The sequence below is a fragment of the Acinetobacter sp. NIPH 298 genome, assembly GCF_000369505.1.
Lineage (GTDB): Bacteria > Pseudomonadota > Gammaproteobacteria > Pseudomonadales > Moraxellaceae > Acinetobacter.
Window position 1 is genome coordinate 34,699 of the sequence record NZ_KB850054.1, and the last position, 15,603, is coordinate 50,301.

15 protein-coding genes are annotated in these 15,603 nt (G+C 40.8%); 8 read left to right on the plus strand and 7 right to left on the minus strand.

Going from position 1 to position 15,603, the window contains the following annotated elements; all coding sequences use genetic code 11:
• Nucleotides 1–236: 236 nt before the first annotated feature.
• On the minus strand, nucleotides 237–1,154 hold the full coding sequence (locus F903_RS02560) for a LysR family transcriptional regulator (RefSeq protein WP_005194373.1): 918 nt from the start codon (nucleotides 1,152–1,154) through the stop codon (nucleotides 237–239).
• 105 nt (nucleotides 1,155–1,259) lie between these two features.
• On the opposite strand from F903_RS02560, the gene F903_RS02565 reads away from it, so the two are divergent.
• From F903_RS02565 to F903_RS02580, 4 genes are read left to right on the plus strand one after another with little or no spacing between them, the layout of a single operon-like run.
• The gene (locus F903_RS02565) at nucleotides 1,260–2,492 is read left to right on the plus strand and encodes an acyl-CoA dehydrogenase family protein (protein WP_171065192.1); all 1,233 of its coding nucleotides are present in this window, start codon (nucleotides 1,260–1,262) and stop codon (nucleotides 2,490–2,492) included.
• A gap of 12 nt (nucleotides 2,493–2,504) precedes the next feature.
• Nucleotides 2,505–3,626 carry a phosphotransferase family protein gene (locus F903_RS02570; protein ID WP_005194380.1) on the plus strand — a complete coding sequence of 374 codons (1,122 nt, stop codon included), beginning with the start codon at nucleotides 2,505–2,507 and terminating at the stop codon, nucleotides 3,624–3,626.
• A complete protein-coding gene (locus tag F903_RS02575) occupies nucleotides 3,623–4,321 on the plus strand; it encodes a histidine phosphatase family protein (protein WP_005194381.1) in 699 nt (232 codons plus the stop codon). The genes F903_RS02570 and F903_RS02575 overlap by 4 nt, the downstream gene beginning before the upstream one ends.
• A 19-nt stretch (nucleotides 4,322–4,340) precedes the next feature.
• Nucleotides 4,341–5,084, plus strand: coding sequence for an SDR family oxidoreductase (locus F903_RS02580; RefSeq protein WP_005194383.1), 744 nt, complete (start codon nucleotides 4,341–4,343; stop codon nucleotides 5,082–5,084).
• A gap of 347 nt (nucleotides 5,085–5,431) precedes the next feature.
• Here F903_RS02580 and mpl read toward each other — a convergent pair whose 3' ends face one another.
• Nucleotides 5,432–6,793: a UDP-N-acetylmuramate:L-alanyl-gamma-D-glutamyl-meso-diaminopimelate ligase gene (gene mpl, locus F903_RS02585; protein ID WP_005194385.1), complete on the minus strand. Its 1,362-nt coding sequence runs from the start codon at nucleotides 6,791–6,793 to the stop codon at nucleotides 5,432–5,434.
• A gap of 204 nt (nucleotides 6,794–6,997) precedes the next feature.
• Between mpl and F903_RS02590 the strand changes: the two genes are divergently transcribed.
• The 4 genes from F903_RS02590 to F903_RS02605 all read left to right on the plus strand — a co-directional run bounded on the left by F903_RS02590 (nucleotide 6,998) and on the right by F903_RS02605 (nucleotide 11,075).
• Entirely contained in the window at nucleotides 6,998–7,354 is a 357-nt protein-coding gene (locus F903_RS02590) for a DMT family protein (RefSeq protein ID WP_005194387.1), read from the plus strand.
• Between the two features lie 135 nt (nucleotides 7,355–7,489).
• Nucleotides 7,490–8,002 (plus strand): 5-(carboxyamino)imidazole ribonucleotide mutase, encoded by a 513-nt coding sequence (purE, locus tag F903_RS02595; protein ID WP_005194389.1) that lies wholly within the window; start codon nucleotides 7,490–7,492, stop codon nucleotides 8,000–8,002.
• Nucleotides 8,003–8,013: 11 nt separating this feature from the next.
• Nucleotides 8,014–9,135, plus strand: a complete 1,122-nt coding sequence (locus F903_RS02600) for a 5-(carboxyamino)imidazole ribonucleotide synthase (RefSeq protein ID WP_005194391.1) — start codon at nucleotides 8,014–8,016, stop codon at nucleotides 9,133–9,135.
• A 638-nt stretch (nucleotides 9,136–9,773) separates the two neighbouring features.
• Complete coding sequence (locus tag F903_RS02605) at nucleotides 9,774–11,075, plus strand: lytic murein transglycosylase (RefSeq protein WP_004672200.1); 1,302 nt, start codon at nucleotides 9,774–9,776, stop codon at nucleotides 11,073–11,075.
• Nucleotides 11,076–11,124: 49 nt separating this feature from the next.
• Here the strand turns inward: F903_RS02605 and F903_RS02610 are convergent, their stop codons facing one another.
• From F903_RS02610 to F903_RS02630, 5 genes are all read right to left on the minus strand, one after another.
• Entirely contained in the window at nucleotides 11,125–11,508 is a 384-nt protein-coding gene (locus F903_RS02610) for a hypothetical protein (RefSeq protein WP_171063489.1), read from the minus strand.
• A gap of 121 nt (nucleotides 11,509–11,629) precedes the next feature.
• Nucleotides 11,630–12,523 (minus strand): matrixin family metalloprotease, encoded by an 894-nt coding sequence (locus F903_RS02615; RefSeq protein WP_005194394.1) that lies wholly within the window; start codon nucleotides 12,521–12,523, stop codon nucleotides 11,630–11,632.
• Nucleotides 12,524–12,901: 378 nt separating this feature from the next.
• Nucleotides 12,902–13,816 carry a matrixin family metalloprotease gene (locus F903_RS02620; protein WP_005194396.1) on the minus strand — a complete coding sequence of 305 codons (915 nt, stop codon included), beginning with the start codon at nucleotides 13,814–13,816 and terminating at the stop codon, nucleotides 12,902–12,904.
• Nucleotides 13,817–14,252: 436 nt separating this feature from the next.
• Nucleotides 14,253–15,161, minus strand: coding sequence for a matrixin family metalloprotease (locus tag F903_RS02625; RefSeq protein ID WP_005194398.1), 909 nt, complete (start codon nucleotides 15,159–15,161; stop codon nucleotides 14,253–14,255).
• Nucleotides 15,158–15,574, minus strand: a complete 417-nt coding sequence (locus tag F903_RS02630) for a hypothetical protein (protein ID WP_005194400.1) — start codon at nucleotides 15,572–15,574, stop codon at nucleotides 15,158–15,160. The genes F903_RS02625 and F903_RS02630 overlap by 4 nt, the downstream gene beginning before the upstream one ends.
• Nucleotides 15,575–15,603: the final 29 nt, after the last annotated feature.

Sequence of the window (15,603 nt, forward strand, 5' to 3'; positions counted from 1 at the left end):
AGAGTCCGACTTTTTGCAAAGTGTAATGACGGAGCTCTGACACCGAAGCATTTTAATTTCAGCGCTTCGGTTTGGAGGAGGCTACTCCCCTTGTCAAACGAATTTCGTATGGATGGTGACATCCAAATCTGCGCGTAGCATTACATATTTTTAGATGAACCGCAAATGATTGTGTCTAAGGCTCGAATCGCCGATATCCTCCATCTCTGTGGCTTGTGTGCATAGTGCTTATGAGCTTAATTAAAAATTTTTAAGATCTCTTGACGTAAAAACTGATGACGTGGATTTTGTTTCACATGGTCATGCCAATACATGCCCATGCTGATTTTCGGCAGTTCGATCGGTAAGGCATGAATATGCAGATTTTCTGCATAATTGAGGTGCTTTAAAATGCTTTGTGGAATGGTCAAAATCGAATTTGGGTATTGTGAGAGGACTTGCAAAGCGGTTGAATAATGCTGGCAACGTAGAAAGATTTGTCGAGACAGTTGTTGGCGATTAAGGTAAATATCTTCCAACAGTATGCCTGTGCGCCGTGAAGACACGCCGATATGCGGTGAGGATAAATACAGCGATAAATCCATTTCCGCTTGTTGAGTACACACCACAAAGTGATCTTCAATCAGGTTTTCAAATTGTAAATTTGCTTGGTAGGGTTGCACTAAATCAATCACAAAATCAATTTGTTGGGCGGACAGATCAGCCAGCATGTTTTTACGATCCAGTTTTGAGCTGAGAAACTGAATATCGAGATTCAACGCTGCAAAGTGATTGACCAATTGTGGAAAAATAATCGGCTCGATTTCATCGTGAATGGCAATTTTAAGGCTTTGTAGCATACTCGGTACAAATGTTTGTTGCGGCATGGCAATACTTTGAATACTCAGTAAAGCGGTTTGAATCGGTTGGTAAATCTGCTCGGCAAAGGGTGTAGGCAACATTTTTTGGCCGCTACGCACAAATAGTTCATCATTCAACTGTGTGCGTAAGCGTTGTAAGGCATGACTCACTGCAGATTGACTAATACACAGCAGTTGTGCGGCTTTAGAGATACTTTTTTGTTCAAAAATGGCAATAAAAAGCGGGTATAAATTAATATCAATACGATGGAAATGCCCTACTTCTAAGGTGGTTGTATTATGAATATTGTTCATAGTTCTGAATAAAATAAAATCATTTCATTCATAATAAAATTTCGCTTATGGTGATGTAAAGCAGCGAATGATGTTTCGCCACATTTTACCTTGAGGGAGCTGATGATGTTTGCATTATCTGAACGCGCGCAGGATTTTATTGCACGAACGCAAGCCTTTATTCAACAAGAAATAGAACCGATTGAAAAAGCGTTTTGGGATGAAGTGCATCGTTTAAATGTCGATGGCGACTGGACCAAATGGCAATGGCCTGAACAATTACAACAATTGAAAAGTAAAGCCAAAGCCGCTGGTTTATGGAATATGTTTTTGCCTGATCCTGAACTTGGTGCTGGCTTATCGGTACAAGAGTATGCACATATTGCCGAACTTACCGGACGTAGCTTGCTCGCCCCTACCGTTTTTAACTGTAATGCACCGGATAGTGGCAACATGGAAGTGTTATGGCGTTATGGGAGTGAAGCGCAAAAGCAACAATGGCTGCAACCTTTACTGAATGGAGAGATTCGCTCGGTCTTTTGTATGACTGAACCTGCGGTTGCTTCCAGTGATGCCACCAATATGCAAGCCACTGCCGTGATTGACGGTGATGAGATTGTACTCAATGGGCGTAAATGGTGGTCATCTGGTTTGGGCGATCCCAATGCTAAAGTGATTATTTTTATGGCCTATACGCCTGATTCGAGCAAAGACCGTCATCATCAACATTCGATGGTATTGGTGCCGATTGATACGCAAGGCGTAACGATTGAGCGAATGTTACCTGTATTTGGTGATTACGATGCGCCACATGGTCATGGCCAAGTCAGCTTTGACAATGTTCGTGTTCCTGTCAGTAGTTTTATTGGTGGTGCAGGACAAGGCTTTGAAATTGCGCAAGGTCGTTTAGGGCCCGGGCGGATTCACCATTGTATGCGATGTATCGGCGCAGCAGAAAAAGCCTTGGAGCTGATGATTGATCGGGGTATGTCACGTAAAGCTTTTGGTCAAGAAATCCTGAAATTGGGTGGAAATTTAGAGCGCGTGGCGGAAGCGCGTGTACAAATCGACCAAGCCCGTTTATTGACGCTGTATGCCGCTTATAAGATGGATACTTTGGGGAATATGGCTGCACTGACTGAAATTTCTGCGATTAAAGTGGTTGCTCCAACGGTATTGCAAAATGTGGTGGATATGGCGATTCAGATCCACGGTGGTGAAGGTGTTTCACGAGATACCCCACTCACAGCATTTTTTAATCAAGCGCGTAGTTTACGTTTAGCTGATGGACCTGATGAAGTTCATAAGGGCATGATTGCCAAATTAGAACTGAAAAAACGTGGTTATGGTCGTAAATAAGGATATAAGAAAATGGCAGTGATTGATGTAGCTGATCAAGTTCGTAACGGTGAGGAACTGGATGTTGCCGCAATTGAAATGTGGTTAAAAACTCAGGATGTAAGTTTACAAGGACAAGTGCAAGTGACCCAATATTCAGGTGGGGCTTCCAACTGGACTTATCGCTTGCAATATGACAATGCAGATCTGATTTTACGTCGCCCACCCAAAGGCACCAAAGCCAAATCCGCGCATGATATGGCCCGTGAATACAATGTGCAAAAGCACCTCGCCCCGTTCTATCCAGTGCTGCCTGAAATGGTTGCCCTATGCCAAGACGAGAGTGTCATCGGTTGTGATTTTTATGTGATGAAGCGGATTGAGGGCATTATTCCGCGTGCCAATTTACCCAAAGAATTACAACTCGATGAGCAACAGGTACAGCAACTTTGTTTGAATGTCTTAGATAAATTGATTGAACTGCATCAAGTCCCTTATCAGGGCAATGAGTTAGAAAAAATCGGAAAAGGTGACGGCTATTGTCGACGTCAGGTGGAGGGCTGGGATGCGCGGTATGAAAAAGCCTTGACCCCGAATGTTCCTGATTTTGCCTTTGTACGTCAGTGGCTACAGCAACACATTCCTACCGATGCCAAAACCTGTGTGATTCACAACGATTGGCGTTTTGATAATGTGATTTTAGATCCACAACAGCCAACCAAAGTGATTGGCGTGCTGGATTGGGAAATGGCGACCTTGGGCGATCCGTTGATGGATTTAGGTAGCGCCCTCGCTTATTGGATTCAGGATGATGATGATGCGTTGATGAAGTCCACTCGCCGTCAGCCCACCAATCTAAAAGGCATGCTGACGCGTCAACAAGTGGTGAATTATTATCTTGAGAAAACAGGCTTACAACCTGAAAATTGGGCTTTCTATGAAGTGTTTGGTCTGTTCCGTTTAGCCGTGATTGCGCAACAAATTTATTATCGCTACTACCATCAACAAACCGATAATCCAGCCTTTAAAGATTTCTGGATCATGATTCATGCTTTGCATATTCGGGCCTTAAAACTGATTGCTCAAGACAATACAGCGGCGCAGCAACTTATTCCTGAATGTGTGGCGAAATTACAGGATATTTTAAAGCCATGAGCACAATATATTTGGTGCGACATGGGCAAGCGTCCTTTGGTGCAGCAAGTTATGACCAGCTCTCAGCCAAAGGCGAGCAACAAGCGCAGATGGTGGGTGATTTTTTTAAGCGCAGCTTAAAGCAAACTCCATTTGTGCTTGCAGGTTCAATGCAACGTCATCAACAAACCGCGCAATTGGCTTTGGCACAAAGTTTTCAGGATGCGCTGATTCAAACTGAGTCTGCATGGAACGAGTTTGATCATCAGCAGGTATTTGCACAATACGAACCGCGTTTTAAGCAACCTGAATTGCTCAAACAGGATATTGCACAAGTGGCAAACCTGCGTGCTTATCTGGCTAAAATCTTTGATGGTGCGATTGATCGTTGGATTGGAGAGCAATATGACCATGAATATCATGAAACATGGTTAGCCTTTCAAACACGAGTGGAAATAGCGTTGCAAGGACTGTGTGAAAGCATGGACGCCACACAACATCGTCAAGCGGTGGTGTTTAGCTCAGGCGGTGTGATTTCAGTGGCGGTGGGCAAGGTGTTGGGGCTAAATGCCAAACAAATTTTTGCACTGAATTGGTCACTTGCCAATGCCAGTATCACGACGTTGCGTTGGAACAATGGTCATTTGCAATTACTTAGTTTTAATGAGCATCATTATTTAAAAGCACAAGATGCAGAACTTTTAACATGGATTTAAACAAGAATAGGTGGCAGACATGGCAAAGACGATTTTAATTACAGGTGCAAGTTCAGGTTTAGGCGCAGGTATGGCGCGTGAGTTTGCTGCCAAAGGCTACAACCTTGCGCTTTGTGCACGACGTTTAGAGCGGTTAGAAACCCTCAAACAAGAGCTAGAAAACCAATTTTCGGTTCAGGTCAAAATTAAAGTTTTGGATGTCACTCGTTATGATGATGTCTTTACAGTGTTTAAAGCCTTTCAGCAAGAATTTGGCACCATTGATCGTATTATTGTCAATGCAGGTGTCGGTGAAGGACGCCGTATAGGCAAAGGTCATTTTGAAATTAATCGCGCCACGGCAGAAACCAACTTTATTTCCGCATTGGCACAATGTGAAGCAGCAGTTGAAATCTTTAGAGCGCAAAATAAAGGTCATTTGGTGGTAATTTCTTCGATGAGTGCGATGCGTGGTTTACCGAAGCATTTATCGACTTATGCAGCCAGTAAAGCCGCAGTGGCGCATTTGGCAGAAGGGATTCGTGCTGAATTGTTGAATACCCCGATCAAAGTTTCAACGATTTTCCCTGGTTATATTCGAACTGAGCTAAATGAAGGCGCGAAAAAATTGCCGTTTGAAGTGGATGAAAAAACAGGTTGCCGTGCTTTAGTGAAAGCGATTGAGAAAGCGCCTGTAAAAGCGTATGTGCCGCAGTGGCCGTGGTTGCCTGTAGGGATTGCAATGAAGATTTTGCCATTAAAATTGGTGAATAAATTGAGTTGATTGCAGTTTAATATTGGATGGAATATATCTGTATTTGGTATGGATGCTGCCTGTCACGATACTGAATTAACATGACTTCGATGAAATATGATACTCGGAAATGTCATCTGCAACCTGCGTGGTGTAAATAAGATATTGTTTCTGCGATATATCTTAATAAGTGCAAGAAGAGGACAGGTTTTGCAGATGACAATGGTTTTGCCTACTTTTCCCGAAAGAAAAGTAGGGCGAGCCGCAGGCTGATCCTGAAATTGGATGAGAACTTGTAAGACTCCGTTGAAATACAATTTTTTCAATAAGTGAGAGAAAATATTGAAGTTGCACTTAGGTTAAATGTCGTTTAAAGATCACGACAAAGCCGTAATCAATTTTTGGTGTAAACCACCAAAACCACCATTGGACATGATCACCACCGCATCGCCCTCACCTGCTTCATTCACCACACGGGCAATGATGTCATCCAAAGAACGGCTGACCTCGGCCTTGTTTGATGATGCAGAAATGATGGGTTGTAAATCCCAATCCAAACCTTCTGGTTGATACCAAATCACTTCATCCGCTAAACGTGCTGAATGCGCTAGACCATCTTTGTGGCTACCCATACGCATGGTGTTTGAACGTGGCTCAATAATCGCCCAAAGTTTACGCTGACCTAGACGCTTACGTGCGCCGTCCAGTGTGGTTTCAATCGCGGTTGGATGATGGGCAAAGTCATCATAGACTTCGATGCCACGTATAGTACCTAACAATTCCATACGACGTTTTACACCACCAAAATTTGATAATGCATCGCAGGCTTGTTCAAGGCTGACACCAACATGTTGCGCGGCAGCAATAGTCGCTAAAGCATTGGCAACGCTATGCTGGCCTGTCATGCTCCATTTCACTTCACCGATCACGTTGCCCTGTTCAAGCACTTTAAAATGACTGCCATCGGCACTGATCAATTCAGCCGATAACGCTGCTTGAGCATTCGGTTCAAGACTGGTGCGGATGACAGGTGTCCAGCAGCCTTGTTCCAACACTTCATCAATATTGGTTTCGGTAATCGGTGCAATAATACGCCCTTCGCTTGGAATGGTGCGCACGAGATGGTGGAACTGTTTTTGAATCGCAGCAAGATCATCAAAAATGTCGGCATGGTCAAATTCAAGGTTATTTAAAATCGCCGTTTTAGGGTGATAGTGAACGAACTTAGAACGTTTATCAAAGAAAGCAGAGTCATATTCATCTGCTTCAACACAGAAGTATTGACCACCGCCTAAACGCGCGCTTTCACTAAAACCAAGTGGTACACCACCGATCAAGAAGCCGGGGTTTAAACCTGCTTGATCGAGTACCCAAGCCAGCATGGTTGTGGTCGTGGTTTTACCATGTGTTCCTGCGACCCCCAGTACATGTTTACCTTGCAACACGTGATCTGCTAAGAATTGTGGACCTGATATATACGGCAAACCTTCATTGAGCATGTATTCGATCGCATCTATGCCACGTTTCATGGCATTGCCGACGATGACTAGATCTGGATGCGGTTGCAAATGGCTACGGTCATAGCCTTGCATCAGCTCAATGCCTGCATTTTCCAATTGAGTCGACATCGGTGGATAAACATTGGCATCTGAGCCTGTGACTTTATGTCCTAAATCTCGTGCCAATAGAGCCAAAGACCCCATAAATGTGCCACAAATACCCAAAATATGCAGATGCATCATGCTTCTCTCTTTATCCAATCACGCAATAAACGTGTGTAATGCAATTAAAAATTTGCCTCAAAAGATAGCAAGGCTGATATGGAAAAGATAGTCAAAATTCGTTGTTGTTTACTTAAAATTAAAGCGAGAAGTGTTAAGATTTCAACGCTTTTATACTGACTCCAATCTCCCTATTAAGCTTGTATTCTGAATCAGAAGGACATGAACTTGAGCCCTACTCTTTTAGCGCTTTGTCTATTGGTGATTTCCAATTGTTTTATGACCTTGGCATGGTACGGCCATTTAAAATATTTACATGATGCACCGATATGGCAGGCGATTTTACTGAGTTGGTGTATTGCCCTACTCGAATACAGTTTTATGATTCCTGCCACCAAACTATTGAGTCAACATGGCTGGGGTTTGGGGGAAATGAAAATTACTCAGGAAGTGGTGACCTTATTGGTCTTTGTGCCATTTTTACTGTTTATGTTTAAACAGCCTTTTAAGCTGGATTATGTCTGGGCAATGTTGTGTTTACTTGGTTGTGTCTATTTCGTTTTTCGCAATCAAAGCTAAATTTTTGGCGGGTTTTAAAAGCGTTCTTTAGTTGGGGATGCTTGAAAAAACCGCTATAATATCTGCCAATTTATTCCTTTGTGCTTGGCGTAAGTCGAGACACTGCTCTATTTTTATCAAGTTTTGGAAAAGCCAATGAATGCGGTCGCAACAGATAGCCAACCTTTAGTCGGGATTATCATGGGTTCTCAATCAGATTGGGCAACGCTTGAACATACAGCAAATATGCTCAAACAATTGGGTGTTGCATTTGAAGCTGAAGTGGTTTCTGCGCACCGTACCCCAGACCGTTTATTTGAATATGCTGAAACAGCCCGTGATCGTGGTATCCAAGTGATTATTGCGGGTGCTGGTGGTGCAGCGCATTTACCGGGGATGTGTGCAGCCAAGACTGATTTACCGGTACTCGGCGTACCTGTTAAATCTTCTATTTTAAATGGTGTCGACTCATTGCTTTCAATCGTACAAATGCCAGCGGGCATTGCGGTGGGAACATTGGCGATTGGTCAAGCTGGTGCGACTAATGCAGCAATCATGGCAGCTCAAATTCTCGGTTTAACCCGTCCTGAGATCGCAAAAAATGTTGCGGATTTCCGTACGGCACAAACTGAGAAAGTGTCGAGCAAAAACATTCCTGGTCAAGTATAACGAGGTTGATCATGAATAAAACCATCGGTATTTTTGGCGGCGGGCAACTTGGACGCATGATGGCGCAAGCAGCCCTTCCACTGAATATTCAATGTAGCTTTTTTGAAGCAGAAACAGATTGTCCTGCGGCGATTTTAGGGCCTGTGTTCTCAAGTAAAAATGAGCATGCTTTGCAGGATTTTATTGCTAGTGCAGATGTATTTAGCCTTGAGTTTGAAAATACCCCTGTCGCGGATGTCGATGTTTTGACCCAAACCAAGACATTGCACCCTCCTCGACTTGCTTTGGCCACTGCACAAAACCGCTTAGCTGAAAAAAGCTTATTCGATGAATTGAATATCCCTGTTGCGCCGTATCGTGCTGTAGATAGCTTAGATGGTTTAAAGCAAGCAGTCGCTGAGCTTGGATTACCCATTGTCTTAAAAACCGTGACTGGCGGCTATGATGGCAAAGGTCAATTCGTTCTAAGATCAGAAGATCAAATTGATACCGCTTGGGCTGAGCTTGGCCCTGCAAAAAGCTTGATCGCAGAAAGTTTTGTGAAATTCAGCCGTGAGGTATCCATTATTGCGGTGCGTGGTCAAGATGGCGATGTCAAAACATGGGCACTTGCTGAAAACCACCATCACAATGGTATTTTGTCACACTCCATTGTGCCTGCGCCAAATAGCACTGATTTACAACCTGTTGCGCAAGACTATATTACCCGTTTGTTGAATCACCTCAATTATGTGGGTGTGCTGACGCTTGAATTGTTCGTGACTGAACAAGGTTTATATGCCAATGAAATGGCATGTCGTGTCCATAACTCGGGGCATTGGTCGATTGAAGGTGCGATTTGCTCGCAATTTGAAAACCATATTCGCGCAGTTGCGGGATTACCGTTAGGTTCAACTGAGGTGATTCGTCCTACGGTAATGATCAATATTATTGGTCAGCATCCTCGATCAGAAGACGTTTTGGCACTCAACGGTGCGCATTTACATCTTTATAATAAGTCTGAGCGTGCAGGTCGTAAGTTGGGTCATATTACGTTGATGCCGAATAATCGCGATGATTTAACTGTTTTATGTCGTCAACTTGCTCAGATTTTACCTGTTCCGTTGGCCTTGACGGATGAAATGAGTATTTAAATTTAAAATATTTATCCACAATTGAGCGATCTTCGGATCGCTTTTTTATGCCCGTTATTTTTTAAATTCAAAAAATGAATGCTGTTGGATTTATGCTGAGGTGTGGATAACTTTGTTTCTGACTTTTGAATTTAAATTATGGGCTTAATTTGAATTCAAAACACGAGGATTTGCTTGTGTTGTTTTTGAATTTAAAAATGCGCTCAAGTTTTAAATTTAAAAGTGGTGAGTATCATTGCTTTGAATTTAAATGATGGGCCTGTGGGTATCTATTTTCTTGGGTTCTAAGTATTTAGAAGTGAGAAAAAAGCTATAAATCAGCAATTTTCTCTTCTGATCTCATGAGTTGGGTTGTTAAAATGAATTTAAATCGGAGTGTTTTTTGAATTTAAAACTGATGCGACGTTCTGGTTGTGTTTTAAATTCAAAGTTGATGTGTTGAGTTAAGCTTATTTTAAATTCAAAACATGGCGCTTGGGCTTTTTAAATTTAAATAGTGTCTGTGTTTTGAATTTAAAAAGAGAACTTTAAATTTAAACGAGGAAGAATGAATTCAAAGTTACGTTTCCAAACTATACATCTTGATAGAGCGTGTTAAGGTGAACAAGAAATTTGAATTCAAAAATTATGGTTAAGACATGAAACATTATTTCCCTTTTTTTCTAGGCTCTGCCTTGTTGACCTTATCTTATAGTGCCCATGCTGAGCTGATCATCAATGGCGCAAAAGTTACGACCACTACAACAACGCCAACAGCTGCAAATAACAGCAGTTTTACGCCGACTCGGAATTTTCAGAGTTGTCTGGCGAGTTTACGATCTTCAGCTGTTGCTGCTGGTGTCTCAGCCGCGAATTATGACCGCTATACCCAAAATTTGACTGCGGATTATTCGGTGATTGATCGACTGAACTATCAACCTGAGTTTTCAACACCGATTTGGGATTATTTATCGGGCTTGGTCGATAACGAGCGAGTCCAAGCGGGACAGCAAAAACTCGCGCAACATCGTGATGTCTTAAGACGAGTAGAGCAAGCTTATGGCGTTCCCGCCGAAACCGTTGTCGCGGTATGGGGTGTGGAAAGTAATTTTGGTGATATTTCTGGACGCTATCCTTTATTACAAGCATTAGGGACATTGAGCTGTGAAGGCCGCCGTCAGAGTTATTTCCGTGGTGAGTTTTTTGCCACCATGCGTATTTTACAACGTGGTGATGTCACTCAAGATCAGCTCTTTGGTTCTTGGGCAGGTGCGTTTGGACATACTCAATTTATGCCATCTACCTACGAGCGTTTAGCCGTAGATTTTGATGGTGATGGTCGCCGTGACCTTGTTTCCAGTATTCCAGATGCTTTGGCATCAACAGCAAACTTTTTAAAACGTGCGGGTTGGCAAACAGGGATGCCTTGGGGCTTTGAGGTGAAAATTCCACAAGGCATGTCGATTTCTGGTGAAAGCCGTCGTAATAAAAAATCACTAAATAGTTGGATTGCTCAGGGCGTAACGCGTGCGGATGGTCGGGCTTTGGTGCAAGGAAATTTATCAGGCAGTACGCCTGCAGGTTTGATTGCACCTTCAGGTGCCAATGGTCCTGTGTTCTTGGTGTTTAAAAATTTCGATGCGATTTATAGCTATAATGCAGCTGAAAGTTATGGTTTAGCTATTGCACATTTGTCTGACCGTCTGCGAGGTGGGACGCCATTTTTAACGACATGGCCGACAGATGATGCGGGAACATCAAGAGCAGAACGTCGTGAAATTCAACAATTTTTGATTCAACGTGGTCATGATATTGGTGCTGTAGACGGATTAATTGGAGACAAAAGTCGTCAAGCGATTCGTCAAGAACAAACACGTTTGGGACTTAATCCAACAGGCCGTGCAGGACAGCAGATTTTAGCTGCGTTCCGTCAAGAACAAGCCAAAAAAATGATGCAATAAATTGTAGTAATAAAAAAGGTCTGCTTATTGAATAGCAGACCTTTTTTATTTATGGTGCGGCATCTAATTTTACAGCTTCTAAAATATCAAAAATCACCGCAGTCACATCTTGGCTCAAATCACGATCATTAAAAATTTCATAAGCGGTAATGGTGACATCAGTATCACTCGGCAATTGTTTTTGTTCTTCTTCGATTAAATGCTCAATCGGCAATAAGGTCTGTTTGACCTCTAAATGTAGAATTTCATCATGCGCAATATTTTCATCTTCAAGCTCGAGGATTTGCTCATTGAAATAAGGAATCAAAATCGAATGAAGATAAGGGCTAATATTTTGAATATCCAAGATTTCGATATCACGAGTCTGCTCAATCGTACTGATGTGGTCATTCACTTCAATTAAGATATGATAATAACTCATGCTGATCTCCATTTAGACTAAGATGATGTTTTCACTCCACAATAACATGAATAAATCAAAACAATCGACCCATTCTTGTCATCTTACAAAAACATCAGCTTATAAATGTCCGTTAGCCTGTACAGCTCAAGCCTTAGCGAGAAAAACCCAATAGCTCCAAATCTGTATTGGTGAGTTTAAAATCTTTGGCATCTTGTGCTTTGATGCGCGGGTACATCAAAGATTTTGGATCTTGGGTATGCTTTAGTCCTAAGGCATGTCCAAATTCATGCGCTAAAGTTAGCCGTAGGTCATCGATTGAAGAAAACTCATAGATAAAAATTTTGTCCCCATCAAATTGACCTTTGTGTAGAGTCTGTGGCTTAAAGGTTTTATTAAATTCAGCAATTGATTGGGTTAATTGTTGGTAAAGTTGTTTGGACTTTTCTGTTTGTAGGTCAAGTTGCTGAACCAGCTGCTGATGTTTAGCAATACGATTTTGTAGCTGTACAGACTGTTGTTCAAGATCTTGTTGTTGTTTTTGAATTGACGTAAATAAGGTTTTAATCGAGCTTCGCTGTTTATGTTGTTGCTGATTCTCAACACGGGTTTGATATTCAGTTTTCTGTAATTCAAGTTGCAGTTTTGATTGCGCTACATTTTGTTTGAGCTGTTGTAATTGTTGATTTTCATTTAGCCAAATTTGTTGTTCATGTTCTAATTGATTCAAACTTTCAGCGCGTTTCATACTGCGAATTTGACGCTGATCAAAGACTAAATGAATGGAAAACTCAGCTTCAGGATCATAAACAAAATAATGTTGTCCTGTGTCTTTTTCCCAAATTGCTGCCGCCTGTTTGCTTAAATCAATCATTTGCTGCTGACTAATCTTTAAGCGAGGATCAAAATTGGCAATACGGTAGTGCAAAGGGTGCGCTGTATTATAGCGGACTTGGTTTTGGGTAGAATTTGAGGAAATTTGAGCAAAAGCCGATGCTTGAGCCAGCATAAAAAAACATGCGGCCAATAGGAGAGAACATAAACGCATAGCAGGAGATAAAGCTTGAAAAGGGCTGTATTTTAATCAGCTTTTATGATTAGTCAATTTGATGAAATGTATTTAAATTCACGGGGTTGAAAAATATTTATAGACAATGAATAAAATACATCTGTAGAAAATAAATGCTTAATTGAGCCAAAATTCTCTAGTTTTAAGGCTGGTTGAGCTAAAATTAATGTAGCAACAATTATTTATTTTTTATTCTCGGATGAAAAAAATGATAGTTTTAGCAAAAATAATCAGTATAAATAGCGATAATTAACTGAATAAAATACGATCTATATCATGTAAAATTAAAAATCTATTTGTCTAAAAAATAGACTGCCTGTCTGGTTGTATAGTTCAGCGCTGGAGGTATTTTTATACTTAGTATATTGCTTTTACCAAGTTTCGATCAGAATCAGTAAGTGAAAATCTTTGCAAATTTTGCTGTTGAATAACGGGATACATTAGAGACTTAGGATCATCCGTATGTGCCAATCCCAAAGCATGTCCAAACTCATGTGCGAGCGTTAAACGTAAATCATCTGCAGTCGTAAACTCATAAATAACAATCTGTTTGCCATTAAAATGACCTTTATGAAATAGACGCGGTTGAAAGACTTGATTAAATTGATTCGCTGCGGCAACAAGCTGCTGGTTTTTTTGATTTAAGTTTTTAATCTCCTGATTAATTTGCTGTGTTTTTTGCTTATGCAACAGCATGTCATGCTGTAGTGTAGCAGCTTGTTGTTGCAGTGTTTTTTGGCGCTGCGCGAGCTGATTCGCTAAGTTTTTTGACGATGAACGTTGTTGATTAAAATGCTGTACATCTGCGTTATATTGTTGAAATTGGGCGGTGAGCTGCGCTTGTTTATTGATGAGCTGGGTTGTGGTTTTTTCGATTTCATCTTTGACGTGTTGTAGCTGCTGATGCTGATTTTCCCATTGTTTTTGTTGTTGTGAGATTTGATCCAAGCTTTGAACACGATGAGTGCTCTGTTGTTGACGTTCATCATAAACCAAGTGAATGCTAAATTTGGCGTGTGGATCATAAATAAAATGTTGTTTTCCCGTTTCTTGTGTCCAGATATTTGCAGCTTGTTGGGTTAGCTCAAGCATCTGCTGGCTGCTTAAGTTGAATCTTGGGTCGATCTCTGCAATACGGTAATGTATGGGGGTTTCAACCGTATGGTGGTTATGGGGAGTTGCGCCATGCGAATGATTTTGAGCATAACTTGCATGAGGCACGCCCATGTATAAGCATGTCGCAATGACGATCATTAAACCTTGATCACGCATGTAAAGTCCCCAAAATAAAATTTATTCTTGAGTAATTTTTTGCTTAGGTCAAAGTGCTATCTATTTAATAAATAAAGCTAAAAATTGTGATTTTGTTCTAATAAAGCGAACAATGAAACGAATGATATACACAATAAATAAATCAAAAAACAGGTTGTTTTTTTATCATAAGTCGAAAAATATCAAAGGATTAAGCTTTATATGACTAAAATAAAAGTAAAACTGGCTGTAAAATGATCAAATTGTTAACTTTTGTAAGAATCATCCCGAACTGAAAAGTTTTTTCCCTTTGGACAAAAAATTGTTTATTAGTGACATGAATGGTCTACTGGTATTTTGGTCATGCGCTGCCTCTTAGCTATAAATCACCATGCATAACATTGAATAGAATTTTGATTAGATTCTGGCTTGATCAGATTTCAACAGGTTGTTTGGATTAACGTGCCAACAATAAATTCAGGTCGGCTGGTGTTAAACGAAAATGAGCAGCATTTTGATCTTTCATAATCGGATGCATGAGAGCATGCGGGTCATCACTGTGTTTTAGCCCTAGAGCATGTCCAAACTCATGCGCCAGTGTTAACTTTAGGTCATCCTTGGATTCAAGCTCATAAATGAGAATCTGTTTTCCATTAAATAAGCCTTTATGAAATAAATGGGGTTGAAAACGTTGTTTATACTGACTGACTGAGGTGCTTAATTGTTGATCCAGTGCGTTCAGCTCATCAACTTTTTGATTTAGCTCAATAACCTTTTGATTGTATTGTGCTATTTCTTGTTTTAATAATTCAATATTTTGTTGTAAAACCTGTTGCCGTTGTTGGAAATATTGCTGATGCGCGGTCGATGACGGCTTGAGTCGGGCAGCGTGTTGCTCTTGATTGTAGTGTTGAATTTGCTGATCGAGCTGTTGTCGTTTTAAGTTTAGAGATTGTTTGTTTTGCATCATTGTTTGTTCGATTTGATCAAGCTGTTTCTTCTTATTTCGCCATTGTTGTTGGTTTGCATCTAGCTCAGTCAAATGTTGTCGACGTAGTTCACTTTCAATTTGACGCTCATCATAAATTAAATGGATACTCAGTTGAGCGTTAGGATCGTATACAAAATATTCTTTTCCTGTCCCATCGTTCCAAATTTGTGTGGCTTGTTGGCTAATCTCTTTCACTTGTTCAACACTGAGTTTAAAGCGAGGGTCAACTTCTGCTATACGATAGCGAAGCCGTGTATCGAAAGGGTGGGTGATCCGATCCAAAAGCGAGTTAAATTTGAGCTGAGGATGCTGGTAGCTTTGATAGCCAGACCATAAAATAAAGAGTGTAAGACATATAAAAACGATTCGTATCATTTAACATTTTTTTGGAATAATGGTTGGTAGAGGCTAGGTACAACTAAAATACCCCAGATTAGTGTAGAGATAATATTACCTAATTCATAAAAAATTGCTCCGATGCCTTGCATAAAAGACCATGAGAAACTTGGTAGCAGATAAATTAATAAGACTGGGAAAAAACCGTATATGTATAGTTTTCTTGCCCATTCTTTAAATCTAAATAAACCGATCAATACAGCAAAAAAACCAATCAAAAGAATATAGATAATGACTAATTCCCAGTTTTGGGGATTTATTGATAAAGCCTCATTTATTGAGATAGATGTTTCATCATATGCATCAGATATTGTACTAAGAGTGGCGAAGAGCAGAGAAGAAATTAGCATTAATCTAAATTTGGTTTTTGTGATAATAGGGTCAGTTTTCATTTTTTATAGCCTAATGTTTTAGTGTTTTG